Source organism: [Bacillus] enclensis (assembly GCF_001456935.1).
Lineage (GTDB): Bacteria > Bacillota > Bacilli > Bacillales > Bacillaceae_B > Rossellomorea > Rossellomorea enclensis.
The window spans coordinates 43971-66286 of the sequence record NZ_KQ758487.1 but is presented as its reverse complement, the minus strand read 5'-3'; the positions used below and the strand labels follow the sequence as shown (position 1 = coordinate 66286).

Sequence of the window (22316 nt, the reverse complement as noted above, 5' to 3'; positions counted from 1 at the left end):
CCTTTTGTTTTCATTTGTTGGACGATTATTGAATCGTCCTATTTTTTTTGCCCGGAATCTTCCATAACGAAAAAACCAGGCACCAAAAAATTGGCACCTGGTTCTCCTTTAACTATGATTCTCAACAAACCTCTTCATCCGCTTCACCGCTTCCTGCAGCTGTTCCATCGAAGACGCATAGGAGCACCTGATGTGTCCTTCCCCGCCTTTGCCGAACACATTGCCGGGAACGACTGCCACCTTTTCTTCCATTAAAAGTTTTTCTGCAAATTCTTCTGATGACAGTCCGGTTTTGGCTACTGACGGGAATGCATAAAATGCCCCTCCCGGAAGATGACACCCGAGTCCCATTTCATTCAGGGAATCAACAAAATAATGTCTGCGATGGCGGTAGCTTCGCTTCATTTCAAGCACTTCTTCCATTCCTTTATCAAGCGCCTCGACTGCAGCATATTGTGCAGGGGTCGAAGCACACATCATCGCATACTGATGGATTTTCAACAGCGGGGCAGCAATTTCAACCGGTGCGCAAATAAAACCGAGTCTCCATCCGGTCATTGCAAATCCTTTTGAGAATCCGTTGATGACGATTGACCTGTCCCTCATGCCGGAGAGGGACGCAATTGAAACATGCCCTTCGTCATAGGCAAGCTCTGAATAAATTTCATCAGACAGCACGACAAGGTCATGATGTCGGATGACTTCTGCTATCTCCTCAAGATTTTCCCGTTCCAACACGGTACCTGTCGGATTATTCGGCGAGCACAGAAGAACAGCCTTCGTCCTTTCGGTAATCGCTTCCTCCAGTTCTTCGGCAGTGAGTTTAAATCCATTTTCAGGTTTTGTTTCAACCGTGACGGGTGTTCCGCCTGCGAGCTGCACAAGCGGGACATACGATACGAATCCAGGCTCGACGACCACCACTTCATCACCCGGATCGATGATGGCGCGCATGCTGATATCCAGTGCCTGACTCGCCCCTGTTGTCACAATGATTTCAGTGTTGGGATCATACTCGACTCCATAGCCATTCTTCATATATCCACTTATTTTTTCACGCAGTTCCAGCAGCCCGGCATTCGCCGTATAAGATGTGAAACCCTGCTCCAATGAAAGGATGGCCGCTTCCCTCACCGTCCAGGATGTTATGAAATCCGGTTCCCCCACCCCAAGTGAGATGACACCTTCCATATTGGCTGCCAGATCAAAGAATCGGCGGATGCCTGACGGCTTAAGGTTCTCCACCGACTTCGCTATATAGGATGTCTTGGTCGTCATGGCGACACCACAATCCGCTTGTCTTCTTGGGCATCACCGAAGATGGTGCCGTCATGCTTATATTTTTTCAGCTGAAAATGAGTCGTGGTGGAAATGACTGAATCCAGCGTAGAGAGTTTCTCTGACACAAATTTCGCTACTTCATTCATGGACCGCCCTTCCACCGTCACCGACAGATCATAGGCACCCGACATGAGATACACGCTTTTAACCTCTTTGTATCGATATATCCTCTGGGCCACTTCATCGAAGCCGACGCCCCGCTTGGGAGTCACCTTGACGTCGATCATCGCGGTTACACCTTCATGCCCCTCGACCTTTGACCAATCCACAATCGAGCTGTATCGGACCAAAATGTTTTCCTTCTCAAGCTTTTCGAGGGTGTTTTCCACTTCTTCAGATGATACTTGAAGCATCTTTCCCAGACTCTCTGATGAAATTCTGGCATCCTTCTGTAATATCCTAAGTAAATCAAGCTCCAATCCGCTAAGCTGCATAATGCTCCTCCTTCATATCACCTAAATGGTACCATTATAGCAGAAGCTGCAGAAATAAAAAGAGATCCTGCCGGTTTTTGCTATTCTGAAATCAAATTGTAAAAAGGTGTTAAATAGCTGAAAAAGGGTAAAATACGATAAAACCACTTTCAGGGGAGTGACGAATCATGCAGGAAAACGATTTTGCAAGAACGGTAAATGTGAATGGAGCCCAAGTTTATTATGAATACCACCAGCACCCGACAGCCTCCGAAACCTTCGTTCTTCTACATGGATTTCTATCTTCATCTTTCAGTTTCAGACGGCTGACTCCTCTTTTGAAAGAAACGTATAATGTCGTTTCGATTGATCTACCCCCATTCGGAAGCAGCGACAAATCCAAGCGTTTCATCTATTCCTATGACAATCTTGCCACTACTGTCATTTCACTGCTCGACCACCTTAACGTACGTAATATCCACCTGACCGGACATTCAATGGGTGGACAGATTGCACTGAATGTTATGAAGAAAGAACCTTCGCTCGTCGATAAAGGCATTCTCCTGTGCAGTTCAGGATATCTGAAAAAAATGAAATGGCCCGTCATGATGGCAAGCCGCATTCCTCTTTTCCACCTGTATGTAAAGCTCTGGCTGACCCGTTCCGGGATCCGCAAAAACCTTGAGAATGTCGTTCACAACAGAGATCTCATCGATGATGAAATGATGTTCGGCTATATGAAGCCATTCCTTGAAGATGACATATTTAAAGCACTGACCCGCATGATACGGGACCGGGAAGGAGACCTGTCCATCCGGGAATTGAAGAAAATAGAGACCCCCTGCCTGCTCGTCTGGGGTGAGCATGACAGGGTGGTGCCGCTCTCGACCGGCCACAGGCTTGCGGGGGACCTTCCTCAATCAAAGCTTGTCGTATTGAATGATACAGGACATCTGGTTCCCGAAGAAAAGCCTGAAGAAGTGCTGGGACATATCCGGCAATTCATCAACTCTGAAGCAGAAGGCTACGTAAGGCAGGAACGTCAGCAGTTTGAAAAGGGAATCCCCTCTGCCCTCCTGAGTGAAACGTAAAGGGAAGACCTTGCATCTATTATGTTAAGTATAGGATCCGCGCCGCTTAGTGCAACATTCAATCATGCGCGGCTCCTTCATAAACTGACAAACAAATCATTTTCAACTTTTCGAATTACATAATAAGATGAAACTAGTATATGTGTGATCCAGAAGCTGCCGGTGATTTGAACCGCTTGAAAGCTTCAGGTGTTTATTAATTTTTCAGCCGGAAAGGGGTTAATGATGTTGAGTGGATTTGAAAAAATAATTGATCGAAAAGGGACCTCCTCTGTCAAATGGGATATGACCAAGACGGTATTCGGAAAAGAAGATGTACTCCCGATGTGGGTGGCGGATATGGATTTCCTTCCCCCTGCAGAGGTGACGGATGCCCTCAAGAACCGATTGGAACATGGAATTTTCGGTTATACCTTTGTTGGGGAAGGACCAGCGGAAGCGATTACCGGGTGGGTCAAGAAGAGGCACGGCTGGGATATACATAAGAACTGGCTGCAGTACAGTCCGGGTGTTGTACCGGCTATCGGAACAATCATTCAGGCATTGACGGAACCCGGTGACAAAGTATTGGTGCAATCCCCTGTCTATACGCCGTTCTTCAACATGACCGAGGAAAACGGCCGCGTCATCGAAAATGCTCCGCTCACCTATGAAAACGGCACATACAGCATTTCATTCGAGGACTTTGAAGAATCATTGAAAAAAGGGGTTAAAGTCTTCCTGCTCTGTAACCCGCACAATCCGAGCGGGCGTGTATGGACACGCGGGGAATTGACCAAGATGTCAGAACTCTGTAAGAAATACAATGTCATTATCGTTTCGGATGAAATACATTCCGATCTCGTTTACAAAGAGCATACCCATATCCCGATTGCATCCCTCGATGAAAGCGATGCGGATAAGACCATCACCCTCATCGCACCAAGCAAAACCTTTAACCTGGCAGGTCTGCAGGCATCAGCCATGATCACACCGAACAAGGACTTCCGAGAAAAAATCGCAGGCGTCCATAAAAAGCAGGGCTTCTTCACCCTGAACACATTCGGTATCACCGGCATGGAAGCCGCCTACCGCCACGGAGAAAAATGGCTTGAAAACATCCTGGATTATTTGGCCGAAAATGCCGCCATCACAAAATCATTTATCGATGAACATCTGCCTGACCTGCACCTTGTTGAACCACAGGGAACCTATCTCCTATGGATCGATTGCAGCAAGCTTGGCCTCACAGACGATGAACTGAAGGAGCGTTTGCTTGAAAAAGGCAGATTGGGGCTCGAATCCGGACCTAAATACGGAAAAGGCGGCGAAGGCTTTGTGAGGATGAACATCGCCTGTCCGCGTGAAATATTGATGGATGGACTGGAAAGACTGCGAAAGGCACTTGGATGATCGGCTCTATTGCCCCAGTCGGACTGATTTAGTTGCACAGAAAAAAGCCCTCTGCACCGAAACATCGGTCCAGAGGGCTTTTCTCATTTCTAATTTTTACTTCTTCTCTTTTTCCTTCGCGATTTCACCACAGGCGATCCTTGCCCCGGAATCCCCTGACGGCTGCGTCATACCGTCATCTTTGTTCTCGGTGATGATCAGGGAGGTGCCGTCTTTCGTAAACAAAGAGGTCTTTCCTTTCGTCATCGTCACGATAGGCGCCATCAGTTTCACCTTCGCAACCCCGTCATCTTCCACGATGATATTCGGCAGATCGCCGGCATGGGCTCCTTCGGGATGAAGCAGGCCGTGCTTTTTATCATCCGGATTGAAATGATTGCCCGCAGTTACGAAATCCGGACGCTTGCACACTCCTTTTTCATGAAAATGGATGCCGTGTTCTCCCGGCGGCAGCCCTTCAAGATCAAGGTCCACTTCCACCCCTTCCGCCACCTCCTGCAGGATCACCTTCCCGAGCGAATCACCCGTTTCATTTTTCATATCGACTTCCATCTTCTTCGGATTTTCAATGGCACATGCCCCGAGAAGCACCGACGCCATGGATATGTATAATAACATATTCTTTTTCATCTCAGATTCCTCCAAATGTACATACTCATTCTCCATTTTTGACTAGTTGGAGGGAAAGTATTCTTACAGGAAGAGGATTTTCAGGGAGGGGGTTATAAATGGTTTAGGGAGTTTAGGAGGGATTTATGTTAATCAACGTTTTTGAAAGTTTATCAGCAATTTTTGAAGAGATATCAACGAAATTTGATTTCACCTGCAAAAATCAGCCACTTACCGACAATTCTACATATATCGACACAAACTCGAAACTTTGCCCCCGCCCACCACATCCTGACCCCGACAATAAAAAAACACACCGGCATCACATCCCGGTGTGCTCTCACTGCTATTCAGTTCCCCGATTCTTCTGCCTGATTTCGTCTTCGATTGCTTTCGTCTTAAGCTCTTCCTTCTTTGAAACCTTTTTAATCAAACGGAATGTCAATATTGTTAATATGAAAAAGATCGCCATCCAAATTGCGGCCGGGATATATTCTGTCTTATCTTCTGGAAAGTACAAAAACAAATTCAATACAAATGAAGAAAGCATAACAAGCTCCTTTCGTCTATCCACAAACTCTTTCACCATTATACCAAGATAAAATTGCAGAAACCAATATCATATAAGATTAATTTAACGATTCTATGAACGGCCCACCGCTCGTCAGATGCCGAATAAAACGCAGGCTCCACCACGATTAGGAGGAATCCGGGCTCCCCCCTCTCCCTATACCTGAAACTCCTATCTCCCCAATTCCGACAATTTCCGAGGAAATAAGCGACAACCCGCCATAAAAAATCCCCTTATCCGGATTTCGAATAAGGGGGGTTCTTATCAAATTATTTCTCTACAGTGATTTTCTCAATGATCACGTCTTCCTTCGGAGCGTCATTTTCTCCCACTTCGACGTTTGCGATTTTATCGACGACATCCATGCCTTCGATGACTTGACCGAATACCGTGTGTTTGAAGTCAAGATGCGGGGTCCCTCCGCGTTCCATATAGGCATCGATGATTTCCTGCGGGAATCCCGCTTCCTTCATCTTCTCTTCGAAACCGGGGTTCATTTCATCGTTCTGGACGATGAAGAACTGGCTTCCATTTGTATCGGGACCTGCGTTCGCCATTGAAAGTGCTCCGCGGATGTTGAAAAGCTGCTTGGAGAATTCGTCTTCGAAAGGCTCTTTCCAGATACTTTCTCCTCCCATTCCATTACCGTTCGGGTCTCCGCCCTGGATCATGAAATCTTTGATGACCCGGTGGAACTTCAATCCGTCATAGTAGCCGTTCTCGCTGTGGGTGATGAAGTTTTCAACCGTTTTCGGAGCCTGTTCAGGGAATAATTTTATTTTTATATTGCCCATCGATGTCTTCATATCTACTACTTTTTCATTTTCAGCCACTTCTGTTGTCAATTGCGGGTATGTCATTTCTTGATCTCCTCCAGTTTCTTCTCCAGATGTTTTTTCTTCTGTTTCAGCAGGTTTGCTTTTGCTGCTTTCATCTTTCTCTGTTTGTCCACATCCGGCCAGGATTAAACCTATCAGACACAAGGATAATAGTGCCAATCGCTTCATTTATGTACCTCCACATGCTACTTTTATTGTAAGTGCCATCAAAATCACTTTGTGTTCCATTATAATAGACTTAGACAATGAAGAGGAGGGGTTTTTTTGCAAAATTTTGAAATAGGGGATAAAGTCACGGCTTTTTATAAGACAGGAAAATACATCGGTGAGGTGACGGGTGAGCGTCCAGGCGCTTATGTGGTAAGAATCCTTGCCGTACTCAAGCATCCACGGCAAGGTGACTTGCACAATCCGGCCGATGTGGAGGTACCGTTGTTTCATGAAAGGAAGGCACTCGCTCATCGGGAACAGGCCAATATGCCTGAAAAGATGGTGAAGCCTTATGAAGGGGATATCCCGGATTATAATGAGACCCTTCTCACTGCATTCGGCGACCTGAAAAAGCAACTGGAAACTGATGGTTCCCCGCATGCGCTGAAAAGTCTTGAAGCCCTGGCGGGAGTGCAGCGGGAGTACGAATTGATGTATGGATTGACGTTTCAATCTTAAACTCTGAACCTACGAAAAAACGTGCCGCATTATATGAGCGGCACGTTTTTTATATTAAGCGAGCTGATTATAAAGCTTGCTCAAATCAATCCGGTCGCCGATGGTGGTCGGTTCGGCTTTATCCAGATATTTTTTATCTTTTTCCACCAGGTTGTAGATATGATGGGTGGTCATCGCGTCATCAAGCGCCTTGTGATGCTTGCCGACCCCTTCCCTTCCATACTCCTGGACAGCTTTCCAAAGCCCTGTTTGATTCTGGTCTCCGAAGAATCGTTTATATTCCATCGATAAATCGACAAATTGGGCTTGAAATGGAAATACGATACCCGACTGGGCGCAATTATCCCTCAGCACTTTCATATCCATATTGCCCCAGGTGACAACTTTTTCAATGCCTTTTGAGTTCAGCTGATTGAAATAATCAATGAGGGTCTGAAAGGAGATACCTCCGTCCACTTCATTTTGCGTGATCGATAAGAATCGTTTGCATCGATTGGTTAGTCTGGGAAAGGCAGATGGTTTTACATAAGTTGAAAACGTATCTGTCACCTTCCCATTCTGAACCACCACAACACCTGTTTCGATGATTTCAGGGAAAAAGCCTTTGGGGACTCTATTTCGTTCAGGCATTGAAAACTCAAAGTCAATGAACACAAGCTGCTTTGCTTTTACCACGTAACTCCCTCCTCAATCTTGTACAGACCCCAATTTTCTTGCTGGTAGATTACTATAGTGTATACGAACGTGTTTATGTCCACTTATACCGCTGTGCCTGTATGACCAGTGAACATAATTCTTATTCTTATATTATATCATGTTCCCCTTGAAAATTATGACTAAATCCTTTTAAACAAACAGAAAAGATTCCATTCAGTGGACTCATGCGGGAATCTTTTATAAAATAGATATTTAGTAATCCGAAATAAATAATAATTGAGAAGGTGTTCATCATTTCAATAGAAAAAAAGAATCTTGTCATCATGGTCACGGCGAATTTCTTAGTGGCTGCCAGCGCCACGATGATCTTGCCTTTTTTGTCCCTGTATATTGAGACATTCGGCGATTATAGTGCTGAATATGTCCAGCAGTGGTCCGGCTTTGTTTTTGGCGTCACGTTTTTGACGGCATTCTTCGTTTCTCCTTTATGGGGAAGATTCGGGGACCGTTACGGTTATAAGCCCATCCTCCTGATCACAGGATATGGGATTGCCGCGTCGATTTTCTTTATGGGCTTTATGGAGTCCGTTCATGGTTTGTTCATTCTGAGGATGCTGATGGGGGCGGTCACCGGGTTCATTCCTACATCGATGGCACTCATCTCTTCACAGACATCGAAAAGGGAAGCGGGGAAAATACTGGGCACCTTGCAGATGGGAACGGTATCCGGAGGTTTGTTCGGTCCTGTCATCGGCGGGATCCTTGCTGATAATGTTGGTTTTTCTTATACCTTTATCTTCACGGCGATTTCAATCGCCATTGCGGCCACTGTGGTCCTGTTCGGCATAAACGAACAGAGGGATAAGGAACAGAGGAATAAGCAAAACAAATATTCAAGCAGGCAGGTGCTGAGTCACATATTCAGTCACAAACTTCTTGTGACTGTGATCATTCTGTCGCTGCTCATCCAAGTCGCGAATTTCAGCATACAGCCGCTGCTCGCCCTGTATGTAAGTGAACTTACTTCATCTTCAAACCTTGCTTTCTTAGCGGGTCTTGCGTTTTCGGCAACCGGCTTCGGGAACTTCATCGCTACACGTAAATGGGGAAAGCTCGGAGACCAGATCGGGTATGAGAAGGTCCTATCCATCCTGCTCGTGCTTGCCTCCATATTGATCGTGCCGCAGGCGCTTGTGACCGAGCTTTGGCAGCTCGTTTTCCTCCGTTTCTTATTCGGTATTGCGATCGGCGGCATGATCCCATGTGTCACAGCCTATATACGCCAGGAGGCACCGCTCAGCATGCAGGGGGAAGTATTGGGCTATAACCAGAGCTTCCGGTTCCTCGGGAATGTGATTGGACCTGCCTTCGGCGGCACAGTTTCCGGATATATTGGAATTTCTTCCGTTTTTTATGTAACTGGTGCTTTATTCTTGGGGGCATTTGGATTATTATGGTGGAGTATAAGACATTCAGAAGTTGACGGTCACGTGAATCAAGATTACTAGAAAAGTAGAGTGGAAGTATGAGAGTGTTTGCAGGATTTCTGACAGTGATTTGTTTTATGGCTTTGTTCTTCACCTCACTGTTCTTTACGACCGAAGAAGTCGCCAAAGTCCAGGGGTTTCAGGATGAACTTGAAGACACCGTGAATACGGATCAGTTGAACCTTAATAAAACAAGTCTTCTGCTGGACAAAGACGGAAATGTAGTTTCGGAAGTGAACCGCCCCTTTCGGTTATATGCGGAAGATGAGAAAATCCCCCCTTTTGTAAAAGAGATCCTGGTCGCTTCAGAAGACCAGCACTTTTATGAACATGTCGGCTTCGATGCCGGGGCCATCTTAAGGGCGGTCGTGAAGAATCTGGTCTTCACCCATATTCAGCAGGGGGGAAGCACGATTACCCAGCAGCTTGCGCGAAACCTGTATTTAGGACAGGAAAAGACGTACAACCGTAAGTTGACTGAACTTTTTTATGCGCACGAAATTGAAAGCTCCATGTCGAAAGATGAAATTCTTGAGCTGTATCTTAATGTGATTTATTTCAGTAATGGCGTATACGGGATCGAAACGGCGTCACAGTACTATTTTCAAAAAAGTGTCTCTGAATTAAATAAAGCAGAAATGGCATTCCTTGCTTCCATCCCAAATAACCCGGGCAAATACGATCCGGTCGATCATTTCGATCAGACGAAAATCCGTCAGGAACGCCTGCTTGATATTCTTGTGGATGGAAAAAAGCTTTCAAAAGAGGAATCAGACAAGCTGAAGGATGTACCGATCAAGCTCAACATCCGCAAAAAAATCGACCGCTTTCCTGACTATGCCTTTTATGTGGAGGAAGAATTACGGGAGCTGATCTCTCTTCATGAAGGCTATAAAACAAAGATCGAAAAAGCCTCTTCCCCGCAGGAAAAGGAACAGATCATTCAAAAGCTCAATCAACGGGTTGAAAGCGTGGTTGCTTCCGGCGTCAGGATCCAGACTGCCCTGGATCCTGCACTTCAGAAGAAAAGCGTCAATGCCTTGAACAACGGTCTGAACCTTGACAAACTCCAGGGAGCCTCCGTCACGATTGATAATGAGACGAGAAGGATCGCTGCATTAACAGGCGGTAAAGAGTATCAAAAATATAACTTCAATCATGCATTTCAAGCATATAGACAGCCCGGTTCTTCCATTAAACCGCTCCTTGTCTATGCTCCGTACCTGGAGAAGACCGGAGCGTCCATTTATGAAAAGGTGAGCGCTGATAATTATTGTATCGGAGAGTATTGCCCAATCAATTATGGCGGTGTACAGGCAGGGACTGTCACGCTGACTCAATCTCTCGCCCAGTCCTACAACACCTCCGCTCTCCGCTTGATGGAAAAAGTCGGTGTCAAAGAAGCTTTCAACAAGCTTTCAGCCTTTTCATTCGAACGCCTGAGTGGAAAAGACCGCACATATGCGGCTGCAATCGGAGGATTCACCAATGGCTTAAGCCCGCTCGAAATGACGGATGCCTACACTTCCTTCATAGATGGAAGTTACACAAGAAGCCATGCAATAGTGAATGTAACGGATGGAAATGGAAAGCTACTTTATAAGTGGAAGAACGAACCTAAGCAGGTCTGGTCAAAGGATACCACGAAAAAAATGAGACAGATGCTCGCAGGTGCCGCATTGAACGGCACAGGAAAGGCAGCATACGTCTCCAAGCCGTATGTCGGCATCAAAACAGGCACTACCAATAATTATCATGATTACTGGGTGATGGGCCTGACAAGCGACTACACAACCGGCGTCTGGGTCGGCCATGACATCCCCCAGAACATGAGCCGGATCGAACAATTGCGCCCAAGCCATAAGATATGGCAGAATATCATGAAATAACGCCCGGAGAGCATCTCCGGGCGCTTTTTTTGAATCAGGCTCGGCGCTTGAACTGGCCTATTGCAGGCCAATCAGTGTGTCACTGGGCCTGTCCCCATGGTCCGACATGGCCCGATAAAGGAAATTCGACATGAGGGGCATAATTATTGAATTGAAGGGTGCAATTAGTGTGATGAGGGGCACAATTATTTTTTTATGGGGTGTAATAGGCCCGGGGAAAGGCACAATTATTTTTTATGGGGTCTAATTATTCCGGGAAGAGGCTCAATCAGCTCAATGAAAGGCACAAATTCTCGACGAGACTGCTTTTTTCCATAAAAAATACGCCCCAAATAGCAGATGTGCACTCCACTTCAATCCACTCTCCATAACAACAAAGAAAAAAACGATCGACCAGCAAGATCAGAATCAAATCCATTTATGGAGAAGGGTATAGAATACCTGGCAGGTTTCAAATTGGAGCCGTCATTCATTCAAAAAAGCTCGCTCTGTTCCAAAGAAGCTCCAACCCCATAAAAAAAGAGTACAAAACCACTGTTTCATACTCCTCAAGCACCAGTCACAACTTCACCTTCGACATAATCGGCAGGCTCGCCATGACACCGTTATATAATTTTAAAATCACTAGAAAAACCGTCATGAACAAAGAGGACCAAGTGAATAATTGCAGGGTGATGACACCGATGATCCCTGCTTTCGAGACCGTCACACTGATTTTATAAACAAAGTACACAAAATACACAATCGAGGTGGCGGCAAAAATGATGAGCAGTCCCATAAAAGACTTCAGGCTTACGCTTGAGACGAGACCGCCGATAAAATAAATCATCGAGCCGGACCTGACGCGGTTATATAGTTGTCCCTCCGAATCTTTTGAGAAGAAAAGCATGGAGACGCCGTTAATCGTTTCCGCAATCAGTTTCAGTGCTGCAAATATCATGAAAAAGACGATCATGAGCAGGATCAGCAAAACAAATTTCAGTTGAATATCAGACAGGAATTCCCGCATCCCGGGATAAACACCGATTTTTTTAAATAGTTCGACCAGCACATCCACCCCGTAAACGGAAAAAGTCAAACTGAACAACAGGATGGCAAACAGCGGCAGATAGCTTGTTAAATATGTATTCTTCAATTGATAACTCTCCTAAAGATTATTCCATGCAGCACTTTCATCATAATCGTTTATGAGAATCTTGAAAAGGGTATTGATAAGAAAATCCTGGGTACTTTGTCTTAACGTATAAAGTCAAAACATAAAAAATGACTGCCTCTCCCACGCGGACATGAAAAGACAGTCAATCCAGTGCTTCGTTTGTGTAAGGTGTCCTGCTCGGCACAATCCGGATGTACTCCCTCGACCTGAACGGCTGGCGGATCCTCTGATTATTCGCCGGTACTTCCTCCATCTCCCCTGTTCCGTCGTAACGGACAGGCTGTAAATTGGCGGTTGACGGATCATCTGTTTCGATGATGCCCCGGTTAAACCGATCCTGTGATTCAACCATCCACCCAACACCGATAAATGTAAAAAGAATCGTAGTAAAGGCCACTGCTTTCCTTTTCAATTTTACCACCACCTTATGGATAGGATTCTCCAAAATGACCAAAACTATTCTTTATTACCCGTAAATCCAACAGGAAAATCTTAAAAATTTTCGAGGTAATCCGCCGCGTTTCTACATATTTAATACTTCGGGAAAGTTTCGGATGAGGCCGATGGCTGAGTAATGCAAGCATTGTTTTTTTACGTTATAATGCTCTTTAGGTTAGGATTTCCGGGCATACTGGAAGAACGGATAAAAATCTCCAGAAGACGACACTACCTACATAAGAAACATTGAAAAATACATGACACGATTTTTTACTAGAGGGGGGTTTTTTATGACATTGTTACATTGGGCTATTCTATCGCCCTTTTTATTTGCTGTTCTTATCCCATTCCTGTATAAGGCATTTCGACCGATTCACACCGGATGGTTCGTACTGCTTCTGCCGGTTGCTTTATTCAGTTATTTCATTCAATTCATGCCGATTACAAGGGATGGTAAAGTAATAAAGGAAACTGCAGAGTGGATGCCTTCATTCGGCATCGACTTTATTGCGTATATTGACGGTCTCGGGCTGCTGTTCGCACTGCTCATCACCGGGATCGGTTCGCTCGTCGTCCTTTATTCGATTTATTATCTTGATAAGAAAAAGGAACAGTTACATAACTTTTATGTGTATTTGATGATGTTCATGGGTGCCATGCTCGGGGTGGTCCTGTCTGATAACCTGATCGTCCTTTATATGTTCTGGGAATTTACGTCCATTTCATCTTTCCTATTGATCGGTTATTGGTATCACCGTGAACGCTCAAGGTATGGTGCCTTGAAATCCATGCTGATCACCGTCTTCGGAGGGTTGTCCATGCTTGGGGGCTTCATTCTTCTATACCTCATGGGCGGTACGTTCAGTATCCGTGAATTGATTGCCCAATCAGACCAGCTGATGACGAGCGCCCTTTTCGTACCGGCGTTGATTCTCGTCCTGCTCGGTGCCTTTACGAAGTCTGCTCAGTTCCCATTCCATATCTGGCTTCCTGATGCAATGGAAGCCCCTACCCCTGTCAGTGCGTACCTGCACTCGGCTACGATGGTAAAAGCGGGGATCTATCTTGTTGCCCGCATGAGTCCGGTGTTTGCCGAGACAAGCTTATGGTTATGGCTCGTAGGCGGTTTCGGGATCTTTACTTTATTCTGGGGCTCGTTTAACGCCGTCAGGCAGACAGATTTAAAAGGAATCCTGGCCTTCTCGACCGTCAGCCAGCTTGGTTTGATCATGTCGCTCCTCGGGGTGGGTGCAGCAGCCCTTCACTACACACACTTGGACGACAATATTTATATGGTGGCAACACTTGCCGCCGTTTTCCACTTGATCAATCACGCGACTTTCAAGGGAAGCCTGTTCATGGTAGTCGGAATCATCGACCATGAAACGGGGACAAGGGATATCCGCAAACTCGGAGGCCTGATGAGCTTTATGCCGATCACATTCACCGTGGCGGTCATCGGTGCATTTTCAATGGCTGGACTTCCTCCGTTCAACGGATTCTTAAGTAAGGAAATGTTCTTTACAGGAATGGTCCGGGTGCTTGAGATGGATATTTTCAGCCTTGACACAATCGGCATCCTCTTCCCTGTCCTTGCCTGGGTGGGAAGCGTATTTACATTCATTTACAGCATGATCCTCGTGTTCAAAACATTCACGGGTGAACACCAGCCTGAAAAATTGGAGAAAAAACCGCATGAAGCCCCGTTCGGCATGCTGATCTCGCCGATCATCCTGGCGTCGCTTGTGATTGTATTCGGGTTCTTCCCGAACATCCTGTCTGAGCGGATCATCGCTCCGGCTGTTGCCGCGATCACGCCGAGCCTGGTTGAAGAAGGTCATGCTATTGAAACGCATATTACCTTCTGGCACGGTTTCACACCGGAGCTCTTCATGACATTGGGCGTCATCCTGTTTGGGATCCTTCTCTATCAGCTGCTTCCAAAGTGGAGGAAAATTTACTCGTGGATCCCTGAGCGTTTAACGCTTAATTCCATATATGACGGCGGATTGGTCCGTGGTGAACGGGCCGCATTCTCTTTTACAAGGGGATACATGACCGGATTCATCCGCAGCTATCTCGTCTATATTTTCTCGTTCTTCATCGTGATATTGCTGTTCAGTTTGTGGTTCAAGGGAGCATTCACAATCAATACTGAAGAACTGGCACCGATCGGCGTCTATGAGATTGCAATCGCCCTTCTGCTAGTCATCAGTTCGGTGACGATCCTTTTTGCGAAATCGAGACTGACTTCGATCATTGCACTGGGGGCTGCAGGCTATACGGTTTCCCTTTTCTTTGTTCTATTCCGGGCACCTGACCTTGCGCTGACCCAGCTAGTCATCGAGACGGTGTCTGTTGCACTGTTCCTTCTTTGCTTCTATCACCTGCCGAAGCTGAGCAGGCATGAAGAAAGAATGAAGTTCAAGCTGGAAAACGCCTTGATATCGATCGGGGTCGGTATCGTGGTGACACTATTCGCGATTTCTTCATACAGTACAAAGCTGTTTGATTCGATATCAAGCTACTATATTGAAAATGTATATGAAGAAGCAGGCGGTAAAAATATGGTCAACGTCATCCTCGTTGACTTCCGCGGATTCGATACATTGTTTGAAATCTGTGTACTTGCCATTGCTTCACTTGGAATTTATTCAATGATTAAACTGCGTCTGACAAGGAGGAAAGAAGGATGAAGACAAAAACAAATGACGTCATCTTACAGACCGTAACGAACGTTGTCGCCTTCTTGATCATCTTGTTTTCCCTTCGGATCTTCTTCGTCGGGCATTACACTCCGGGGGGAGGATTCATCGGGGGCTTGATGACTTCAGCAGCAATCGTCTTACTGCTTCTTGCCTATGATATCAAGACAGTGGCCAACATTCTGCCAGTGGATTATAAGATCCTGACGGCCATCGGCTTGCTGTTTGCAGTCGGGACTTCTGCGGGCGCATTGTTATTCAATGTCCCATTCCTGACTCATGCATATGATTATTTCCACCTGCCCCTATTAGGGAAAACCTCCCTTCACACCGCAGTCTTGTTTGATACAGGAGTGTATCTTGTCGTAATCGGTGTAACGATGACCATTATTCAGACAATAGGGGTGAGTGAATAATGGAAATACTTATGGCAATTGTTGTTGGAATCTTGTTCACAAGCGCTGTATACCTGATGCTCTCTAAGAGCCTGCTCAGGATCATCATAGGGACCGCGTTGCTGAGCCACGGTGCTCATCTGCTTATCCTGACCGTCAGCGGCCTGAAAGGCGGAGATGCCCCGCTGTTGGGCGAACACGCTGAGTCTTATGTCGATCCGCTGCCGCAGGCATTGATTTTGACAGCCATCGTCATCAGCTTCGGGGTCACGGCTTTCTTCCTTGTCCTTGCTTATCGGGCATATCAGGAGCTTGGAACGGATAATGTGGATCAGATGAGAGGAACTGAAGGCAATGACTAACTTATTGATTCTACCGATTTTAATCCCGCTTTTCACAGCGGTCATCTTAATGTTTATCAGCAAATTTATAAAAGTTCAGAGAGGGATCTCAGTCATTTCAACACTGGCGACTGTTGGAGCATCCCTGGTACTCATCAATAAAGTTCACCGGGACGGCATCCAGACGATCGAGCTCGGAAGCTGGAAAGCCCCGTTCGGCATCATACTTGTATCAGACATGCTGTCGGCACTGCTCGTGACGACTACGAGTATCATCACGCTGGTCGTCCTTCTCTATTCGATCAAGTCGATCGGGATCGACAGGGAGCGTTTCTATTTTTACCCTGTCGTGCAATTCCTGCTTGTCGGGGTGAACGGCGCCTTCACGACAGGTGATATATTCAACTTATTCGTCTTCTTCGAGGTCATGCTGATGAGTTCCTACGTTCTCCTTGTCCTTGGCGGAACGAAGGCACAGCTTCGCGAAGGGATCAAATACATCCTGGTGAACGTGATTTCGTCAGCGCTTTTCGTCATCACGGTCGCCTATCTTTATTCTGTGTTAGGCACATTGAATATGGCGGATATTTCAAGGAAGATCTCGGAAGTGAACCAGCCGGGTATCATCACGGCGATTGCCGTACTGTTCCTTGTCGTCTTCGGATTGAAGGGTGCTATATTCCCGCTGTACTTCTGGCTGCCGGGTTCTTATTATGCACCGCCGACACCTGTACTGGCTTTATTCGGCGCCCTTCTCACCAAAGTGGGGATCTACTCGATCACAAGGACCTATACGCTGTTCTTCCCTCATGATATCGGCTACACGCATGAGATCCTCGGGGTACTTGCCATCCTGACAATCGTGTTCGGATGCATCGGTGCCATAGCGTATTGGGACGTAAAGAAAATCATCATTTACAATATCATCATTGCAGTCGGGGTCATTTTGTTCGGAGTTTCCACAATGAACCCGGACGCACTTGAAGGTTCGGTGTATTACCTTGTGCATGACATGATCATCAAAGCTGCCCTGTTCCTGCTTGTCGGGGTCATGATAAAAATCACCGGCACAACGGACCTGAAAAAAATGGGCGGACTCATCAAGGAGTATCCTTGGCTCGGCTGGACCTTTTTAGTGGCAGCCTTCTCCCTTGCCGGAATCCCTCCATTAAGCGGATTCATCGGAAAGTTGATGATCCTGAGGGGAAGTTTCAGTGATGGAGCGTATCTCGGAGCGGCTGTCATCCTTGCATCCAGCCTTCTGGTCCTTTATTCCGTCATTAAAATTTTCCTGAATGGAATTTGGGGCACACCGAGGGAATACAACGGTATCACAAAAGGACACGCCCGATACTTATGGATGACGTCAGCCGTACTTGTTGTACTTGCCGTCTTCTACGGCTTAGGGGCAGAAGCCCTGCGGCCGTTGTTCTCACAGGCTGCAGATGTCCTGATGGACCCCGATCTCTATATAGACGCAGTGTTAAAGGAGTAATGTAGAATGGCCTTTCAAATTTTATTAAACTTTTTCTTAGCCTTTGTCTGGATGTTTCTCTCAGTGTCCTTTACTGCACAGTCATTTTTGATCGGCTTCATATTGGGATTGCTCGTGATTTTTGCATTCAGAAGATTTTTCAGCTCCCGCTTCTATCTATTGAGGGTGGGGGCGGTGGTCAGCTTATTGTTCTTATTTATCAAAGAGCTGATCATGGCGAATATTTCGGTGTTAAAAGTGGTGCTGAGGCCCAAGCTTGATTTCAAACCCGGCATTTTCGCCCTTCCGACTGAATTAAAAACAGATTGGGAGATTACGTTGCTTGCAAACCTCATTACCTTGACTCCAGGGACATTGGTAGTGGATGTATCGTTCGATAATAAAATTCTCTACATCCACGCAATCGATATTGAGGATGTTAATGAATCGATTGATGAAATCAAGAATTCATTTGAAAAAGCAATCATGGAGGTGAGCCGCTGATGCTGCATACAGTCATTCAAATCACCCTGCTTCTCGTCTCCCTGTCCATGCTTGGCCTTATCTATCGGGTCATCAAGGGCCCGACAATCCCCGACCGGGTCGTCGCGCTTGATGCAATCGGCATCAATCTGATCGCGATCGTCGCCCTTATTTCGATGATTATCGATACGTATGCATTCTTATCGGTGATTCTTCTCCTCGGAATTCTCGCATTCCTTGGGACGGTAGCCTTTTCAAAGTTTTTGGAGAAAGGGGAGATAATCGAACGTGAGCGTAATCATTAGTTGGATCATCGCACTATTATTACTGATTGGGGCATTTCTCAGCCTTGTCGCTACTTTCGGGGTGATACGCCTTCCGGATATCTATACGAGGAACCACGCAGCCTCAAAAGGGGCGACACTCGGGATCATGGCGATTCTGATTGGAACATTCCTTTACTTCTATCAGGAGCACGGCCATTTCAATTCTAACTTGATCCTGGCCATCGTCTTCATCTTTGTGACTGCACCTGTAGCGGGTCATCTCATTGCACGTGCCGCTTATAATTCCGGCGTTGGATTGTCGGAAAACAGCGTCCGGGATGACCTAAAGGGAAAAGAGGAATATGAAAAACAGAACTCTTCGATTTAGATCCGTGAAAAACGATATGAAAAAAGCTTGACCTGGCGGGTTATCCCCGTCCAGGTCAAGCTTTTTTATTGGTCATATAATTCCTGCTCTACACTCCCATCCTGTTTATGAATGACGAGCGTCCCCGAGTGGTCCGTCACATAGTCCTTCGCTTTTGAAAGAAGATCCCCTTTTGTGTCTTCCACCATAATGGCACGGCTGCTGCCTTCTTTTATCAATTGCCATCCATCGTCATGGGGTTTCACATGATATTCGGTCTTATCCGTTTCCGTTCCTTCCTCGGATTTATGGGCTCGGTCAGTCGCAATCGCAATTGCTCTTCCTTCCTCATACCCTTCATCCAAGAGGGCGTTGCCGATCTCGATCGCTTTATTCCGGACATCTGCCGGGAGATTCTTTAAGGAAGCGGGATAATCATTTTTGCTCCAGGGCATTGTGTAAACCTCCTTCAATTGGTTACTTATTGATTTCCCAATGTGAAGATTTTTAAACGTTTACTATGTAGCGTGAGAGGGGAAGACTAGCGTTTTGGCACGACTGCCATCGTACAGCGTGACACACAGATCAATTGCTCTTCCTCATCGGTGATTTTGATGTCCCACACCATCGTCGTTTTCCCTTGGTGCATCACCGTTGCTGTCGCAGTAACCTGCCCATCCCGTTTTGCCTTGATATGATTGGCATTGATTTCAAGTCCGAAACAAATCTCCTTATCAAGATCGATCAATTCCACCGCCCCTACACTCGCCACCGTCTCAGCAAGTGCGACCGAGGCTCCGCCGTGGAGGAAACCGAACGGCTGCCGTGTCGCCTCGTTGACGGGCATGGTCGCGATCACCTTTCCCTTCCCTAATTCCACAAATTCAATTCCTAGTGCACTGATCAATGTATTTTCCAGTTTCATTCTGTTCACCTCATTATGTCATTATATAGTAGGATTTCGCCAAAAAGGTGTAAAAACCTTTAATGAATTAGCGGGTGCCTCCCTCCGGACTGACGTGGTTAAGAATAATCTCATCTGCAGCTGAATACATTTCCTTAGAGCCTATAAGCAAGGATATAAGGAGGTATTCCATGAATCGCTACCATCCATTTTACCATGGAGTCCAGAGCCCCTATCAGCAGCACCGCATGAGAATGAATTATCCACAGTACCCGGCCCATCCTTATCGCAATAACTTCCCCCCGGTAGAAACAAAAACCTTTATGGCCTCTGCAGACAAAACATTGACATTAATGGACAGCGCCCATTTCGTGTTAACGAAAATAAAGACTGATACATCCTTTGCCCATAAGCTGATGGATCTTGCCCAGCAGTCAAATACCGCCGAGGTCCTGAAGCTTATCCGCCAAACCGGCGTAAAAGTCGTACCGGTCGTTTCATTCAATCCTGACGGGATCCACATGGTGTTCGATGAAAAACTTGGGGAGATCGACTGCTGTCATCTGATTGTAGAGGTGAGATGGAGGGAGATGTAAAATACGGTCCTTTTGCTTCATCAGGGACAATGACATGTGGGCTTAAAAGAAAAAAGGGACTTCAAGGCAGTAACCTTGAAGCCCCTTTTTATCTATGATTAATAATACGGGTAATATCCCGGATATCCATACCCATAGCCGTACCCATACGGTTGATAATACGGATAAGACCCTTGAGATAACAGCGCCGATCCCACCAGTCCGCCTAATACACCGCCGACAAATGGAGCGCCAAAAAATCCACCGCCGTAGAACGGCCTTCTGCCGATTCCTCCGTAAGGTCTTCTTCTATACAAAAACTGATTGTTCATCCCAGCTTCCTCCTCTTCGTCCATTTTCTTATAAACAGCCGTCTATTTTTTATAGGCTTCCCTATTGTTTTATGCGAGTGGAGGCGGTTTTGAGTGGGCGGACGGTTCTGGGGGGCTGGCGGCTTCTTGGTTGCAGGTCCTCTGGGGTCCCTTGTCCGGGCATGGGCAGTGCGGCTGGGGACGGGTTGGGGCAGAGGTTGGAACAGGTTCATGGACAGGTTTGGGGACGCGGGTTGGGGCATAATCCCGCTGCAAAGATTTTTCGACAAGTTGCTTGTATTTTAGAGAAAGTGGGACGTATTTTTAAAAAGTGGATCGCAAATCTCAAATGTGGATCGTATTTTTGAAAAGTGGCACGTAAATCTGAAAAGTGGCACGTATTTTCCAAAACCGGGTGGATAACCGGCTTTCAACATTCACTACATTCAATGATCCTGCCCCAAAAGCTGAGTCTCGAGGCTTAATCGCTAAATATTAATCTATTTTAGTTCATATTCAAGTCAAAAACCCTTCCTCCAAGCCACTCCATAAAAAAACAGAGGACCCGTAGATCCCCTGATTCATTCAACCTATTAAAATATCAGCGCCGCAATCCATCCAAAGATGATAAGCGGGATATTATAGTGCAGGAATGTCGGTACACACGTATCCCAGATGTGATTGTGCTGACCGTCTGCATTCAATCCGGCTGTCGGGCCGAGCGTACTGTCTGAAGCTGGAGATCCTGCATCACCCAGGGCACCGGCTGTTCCAACGATGACGATTGTCGACATAGGGCTGAAGCCGAGTTCCATGCAAAGAGGTACGAATATCGCTGCAATGATCGGAATCGTCGCGAATGATGACCCAATCCCCATTGTGACAAGGAGACCAACAACAAGCATGATGAGTGCCGCCATCGCCTTGTTTCCACCGATCGCATCCGCAGTTGCCTCAACAAGCGTTTCAACGTGTCCTGTCGCTGTCATGACTTCGGCAAATCCTGAAGCAGCAATCATGACAAATCCGATGAACGCCATCATTTTCATTCCTTCATTCAACAGGCCGTCAGCTTCCTTCCACTTCACAGAGCCGGAAAGGTAAAGAACGGCAATCCCGGCAAGTGCACCAAAGATCATGGATTCGAGCTGAAGCTGTACAAACAATGCAACGATGATAGAAATAAAAGCAAAGACCATTGCTTTTTTGTTGTACACCATTTTTTCTTCTGAAATGACTTCCTTTGCTGCACTGTACTTTCTTGGTTTGCGGTAGCTCACAAATACAGCAATCAACAATCCGATGAACATTCCTCCCACAGGAATCAGCATGGCTTTAGGGATGTCCCCCATTGCAACGTCCATTCCGCTGCTTGCCATGTTTTGTGCAATGATTTCGTGGAACTGCAGGCCGAATCCCACTGGCAGCAGGATATATGGCGCAGTCAATCCGAATGTGATGACTGAAGCGATCAATCGTCTATCCAATTCAAGTTCCGTCATGACTTTCAATAACGGCGGAATCAAGATCGGGATAAATGCGATATGGATAGGAATCAGGTTTTGTGAAAAAACAGCCATGATTAAAATAGAGAAAACAATAAGTGCTTTGGAAAGAGCTGTTTTTCTTGAATCCCCTTTTTTCCCGACAACCTTCAATACCCAATCGACGAGCAGATTCGGAATCCCTGTGTAGGAAATCGCCACGGCGAATCCCCCAAGTAATGCGTAGCTTAAAGCGATATTGGCCCCTCCTGATAATCCTTCGGAAAAGACAGAAATCGTCTCGCTCATGCCCATGCCGCCGACAAGTCCGCCGACAAGCGCACCCGTGATGAGTGCAAACACGACGTTGACGCGCACAAGACTCAATATGAGCATAACCAGAACAGCAATGACAACTGCGTTCATCGTTCATTCCTCCTTAAAAAATGTCTTCAGTAC

The 22316-nt window shown here is 46.3% G+C and carries 25 protein-coding genes; 13 read left to right on the top strand and 12 right to left on the bottom strand.

Annotated elements, in window-relative coordinates:
- Positions 1-108: 108 nt before the first annotated feature.
- Together AS034_RS18625 and AS034_RS18620 are read right to left on the bottom strand one after the other, a co-directional pair.
- Entirely contained in the window at positions 109-1278 is a 1170-nt protein-coding gene (locus AS034_RS18625) for an aminotransferase (protein WP_032086382.1), read from the bottom strand.
- Entirely contained in the window at positions 1275-1775 is a 501-nt protein-coding gene (locus tag AS034_RS18620; protein WP_032086383.1) for an Lrp/AsnC family transcriptional regulator, read from the bottom strand. Before AS034_RS18620 ends, AS034_RS18625 begins: the two co-directional genes overlap by 4 nt.
- A gap of 167 nt (positions 1776-1942) precedes the next feature.
- On the opposite strand from AS034_RS18620, the gene AS034_RS18615 reads away from it, so the two are divergent.
- Both AS034_RS18615 and AS034_RS18610 read left to right on the top strand, forming a co-directional pair.
- Positions 1943-2845, top strand: a complete 903-nt coding sequence (locus AS034_RS18615) for an alpha/beta fold hydrolase (protein ID WP_082641750.1) — start codon at positions 1943-1945, stop codon at positions 2843-2845.
- 222 nt (positions 2846-3067) lie between these two features.
- Positions 3068-4237 carry a MalY/PatB family protein gene (locus AS034_RS18610; protein WP_058299715.1) on the top strand — a complete coding sequence of 390 codons (1170 nt, stop codon included), beginning with the start codon at positions 3068-3070 and terminating at the stop codon, positions 4235-4237.
- Positions 4238-4333: 96 nt separating this feature from the next.
- On the opposite strand, the gene AS034_RS18605 is transcribed toward AS034_RS18610, so the two are convergent.
- The 3 genes from AS034_RS18605 to AS034_RS18595 all read right to left on the bottom strand — a co-directional run bounded on the left by AS034_RS18605 (position 4334) and on the right by AS034_RS18595 (position 6277).
- Positions 4334-4867 (bottom strand): superoxide dismutase family protein, encoded by a 534-nt coding sequence (locus AS034_RS18605; protein WP_058299714.1) that lies wholly within the window; start codon positions 4865-4867, stop codon positions 4334-4336.
- Positions 4868-5192: 325 nt separating this feature from the next.
- Complete coding sequence (locus AS034_RS18600; RefSeq protein WP_318293572.1) at positions 5193-5420, bottom strand: hypothetical protein; 228 nt, start codon at positions 5418-5420, stop codon at positions 5193-5195.
- A gap of 266 nt (positions 5421-5686) precedes the next feature.
- Complete coding sequence (locus tag AS034_RS18595; RefSeq protein ID WP_244888203.1) at positions 5687-6277, bottom strand: peptidylprolyl isomerase; 591 nt, start codon at positions 6275-6277, stop codon at positions 5687-5689.
- 243 nt (positions 6278-6520) lie between these two features.
- Between AS034_RS18595 and kapB the strand changes: the two genes are divergently transcribed.
- A complete protein-coding gene (gene kapB / locus AS034_RS18590) occupies positions 6521-6925 on the top strand; it encodes a kinase-associated lipoprotein KapB (protein ID WP_032086388.1) in 405 nt (134 codons plus the stop codon).
- A 54-nt stretch (positions 6926-6979) separates the two neighbouring features.
- Here the strand turns inward: kapB and kapD are convergent, their stop codons facing one another.
- A complete protein-coding gene (gene kapD / locus AS034_RS18585) occupies positions 6980-7600 on the bottom strand; it encodes a 3'-5' exonuclease KapD (protein ID WP_032086389.1) in 621 nt (206 codons plus the stop codon).
- A 275-nt stretch (positions 7601-7875) separates the two neighbouring features.
- Between kapD and AS034_RS18580 the strand changes: the two genes are divergently transcribed.
- Both AS034_RS18580 and AS034_RS18575 read left to right on the top strand, forming a co-directional pair.
- Positions 7876-9090: an MFS transporter gene (locus AS034_RS18580; protein ID WP_032086441.1), complete on the top strand. Its 1215-nt coding sequence runs from the start codon at positions 7876-7878 to the stop codon at positions 9088-9090.
- 17 nt (positions 9091-9107) lie between these two features.
- The gene (locus tag AS034_RS18575) at positions 9108-10958 is read left to right on the top strand and encodes a transglycosylase domain-containing protein (protein ID WP_058299712.1); all 1851 of its coding nucleotides are present in this window, start codon (positions 9108-9110) and stop codon (positions 10956-10958) included.
- Positions 10959-11517: 559 nt separating this feature from the next.
- Here the strand turns inward: AS034_RS18575 and AS034_RS18570 are convergent.
- Both AS034_RS18570 and AS034_RS18565 read right to left on the bottom strand, forming a co-directional pair.
- Entirely contained in the window at positions 11518-12093 is a 576-nt protein-coding gene (locus AS034_RS18570) for a DUF5366 family protein (protein WP_058299711.1), read from the bottom strand.
- Between the two features lie 163 nt (positions 12094-12256).
- Positions 12257-12526 (bottom strand): hypothetical protein, encoded by a 270-nt coding sequence (locus tag AS034_RS18565; protein WP_058299710.1) that lies wholly within the window; start codon positions 12524-12526, stop codon positions 12257-12259.
- A gap of 316 nt (positions 12527-12842) precedes the next feature.
- Here AS034_RS18565 and AS034_RS18560 point away from each other — a divergent pair, with 316 nt between their 5' ends.
- Genes AS034_RS18560 through mnhG form a run of 7 tightly spaced genes read left to right on the top strand, consistent with a single transcriptional unit; the run spans position 12843 to position 18604 of the window.
- The gene (locus AS034_RS18560; RefSeq protein ID WP_058299709.1) at positions 12843-15248 is read left to right on the top strand and encodes a Na+/H+ antiporter subunit A; all 2406 of its coding nucleotides are present in this window, start codon (positions 12843-12845) and stop codon (positions 15246-15248) included.
- Complete coding sequence (locus AS034_RS18555) at positions 15245-15673, top strand: Na(+)/H(+) antiporter subunit B (protein WP_032086394.1); 429 nt, start codon at positions 15245-15247, stop codon at positions 15671-15673. The genes AS034_RS18560 and AS034_RS18555 overlap by 4 nt, the downstream gene beginning before the upstream one ends.
- Positions 15673-16014 carry a Na(+)/H(+) antiporter subunit C gene (locus AS034_RS18550; protein WP_032086395.1) on the top strand — a complete coding sequence of 114 codons (342 nt, stop codon included), beginning with the start codon at positions 15673-15675 and terminating at the stop codon, positions 16012-16014. Before AS034_RS18555 ends, AS034_RS18550 begins: the two co-directional genes overlap by 1 nt.
- Positions 16007-17488 carry a Na+/H+ antiporter subunit D gene (locus tag AS034_RS18545; RefSeq protein ID WP_058299708.1) on the top strand — a complete coding sequence of 494 codons (1482 nt, stop codon included), beginning with the start codon at positions 16007-16009 and terminating at the stop codon, positions 17486-17488. The genes AS034_RS18550 and AS034_RS18545 overlap by 8 nt, the downstream gene beginning before the upstream one ends.
- A 6-nt stretch (positions 17489-17494) precedes the next feature.
- The gene (locus tag AS034_RS18540; protein WP_032086397.1) at positions 17495-17971 is read left to right on the top strand and encodes a Na+/H+ antiporter subunit E; all 477 of its coding nucleotides are present in this window, start codon (positions 17495-17497) and stop codon (positions 17969-17971) included.
- A 47-nt stretch (positions 17972-18018) separates the two neighbouring features.
- Positions 18019-18255 (top strand): Na(+)/H(+) antiporter subunit F1, encoded by a 237-nt coding sequence (locus tag AS034_RS18535; RefSeq protein WP_411160534.1) that lies wholly within the window; start codon positions 18019-18021, stop codon positions 18253-18255.
- Positions 18239-18604 (top strand): monovalent cation/H(+) antiporter subunit G, encoded by a 366-nt coding sequence (mnhG, locus tag AS034_RS18530; protein WP_058299707.1) that lies wholly within the window; start codon positions 18239-18241, stop codon positions 18602-18604. Before AS034_RS18535 ends, mnhG begins: the two co-directional genes overlap by 17 nt.
- A 65-nt stretch (positions 18605-18669) precedes the next feature.
- Here the strand turns inward: mnhG and AS034_RS18525 are convergent, their stop codons facing one another.
- Complete coding sequence (locus AS034_RS18525) at positions 18670-19038, bottom strand: DUF2188 domain-containing protein (RefSeq protein ID WP_032086400.1); 369 nt, start codon at positions 19036-19038, stop codon at positions 18670-18672.
- An 86-nt stretch (positions 19039-19124) separates the two neighbouring features.
- Positions 19125-19508, bottom strand: a complete 384-nt coding sequence (locus tag AS034_RS18520; protein WP_032086401.1) for a PaaI family thioesterase — start codon at positions 19506-19508, stop codon at positions 19125-19127.
- A 170-nt stretch (positions 19509-19678) separates the two neighbouring features.
- Here AS034_RS18520 and AS034_RS18515 point away from each other — a divergent pair, with 170 nt between their 5' ends.
- Positions 19679-20083, top strand: a complete 405-nt coding sequence (locus AS034_RS18515; RefSeq protein ID WP_058299706.1) for a YuzC family spore coat inner layer protein — start codon at positions 19679-19681, stop codon at positions 20081-20083.
- 98 nt (positions 20084-20181) lie between these two features.
- On the opposite strand, the gene AS034_RS18510 is transcribed toward AS034_RS18515, so the two are convergent.
- Together AS034_RS18510 and AS034_RS18500 are read right to left on the bottom strand one after the other, a co-directional pair.
- Positions 20182-20394, bottom strand: coding sequence for a hypothetical protein (locus tag AS034_RS18510; RefSeq protein WP_032086402.1), 213 nt, complete (start codon positions 20392-20394; stop codon positions 20182-20184).
- 572 nt (positions 20395-20966) lie between these two features.
- Positions 20967-22283, bottom strand: coding sequence for a Na+/H+ antiporter family protein (locus AS034_RS18500; RefSeq protein ID WP_032086404.1), 1317 nt, complete (start codon positions 22281-22283; stop codon positions 20967-20969).
- Positions 22284-22316: the final 33 nt, after the last annotated feature.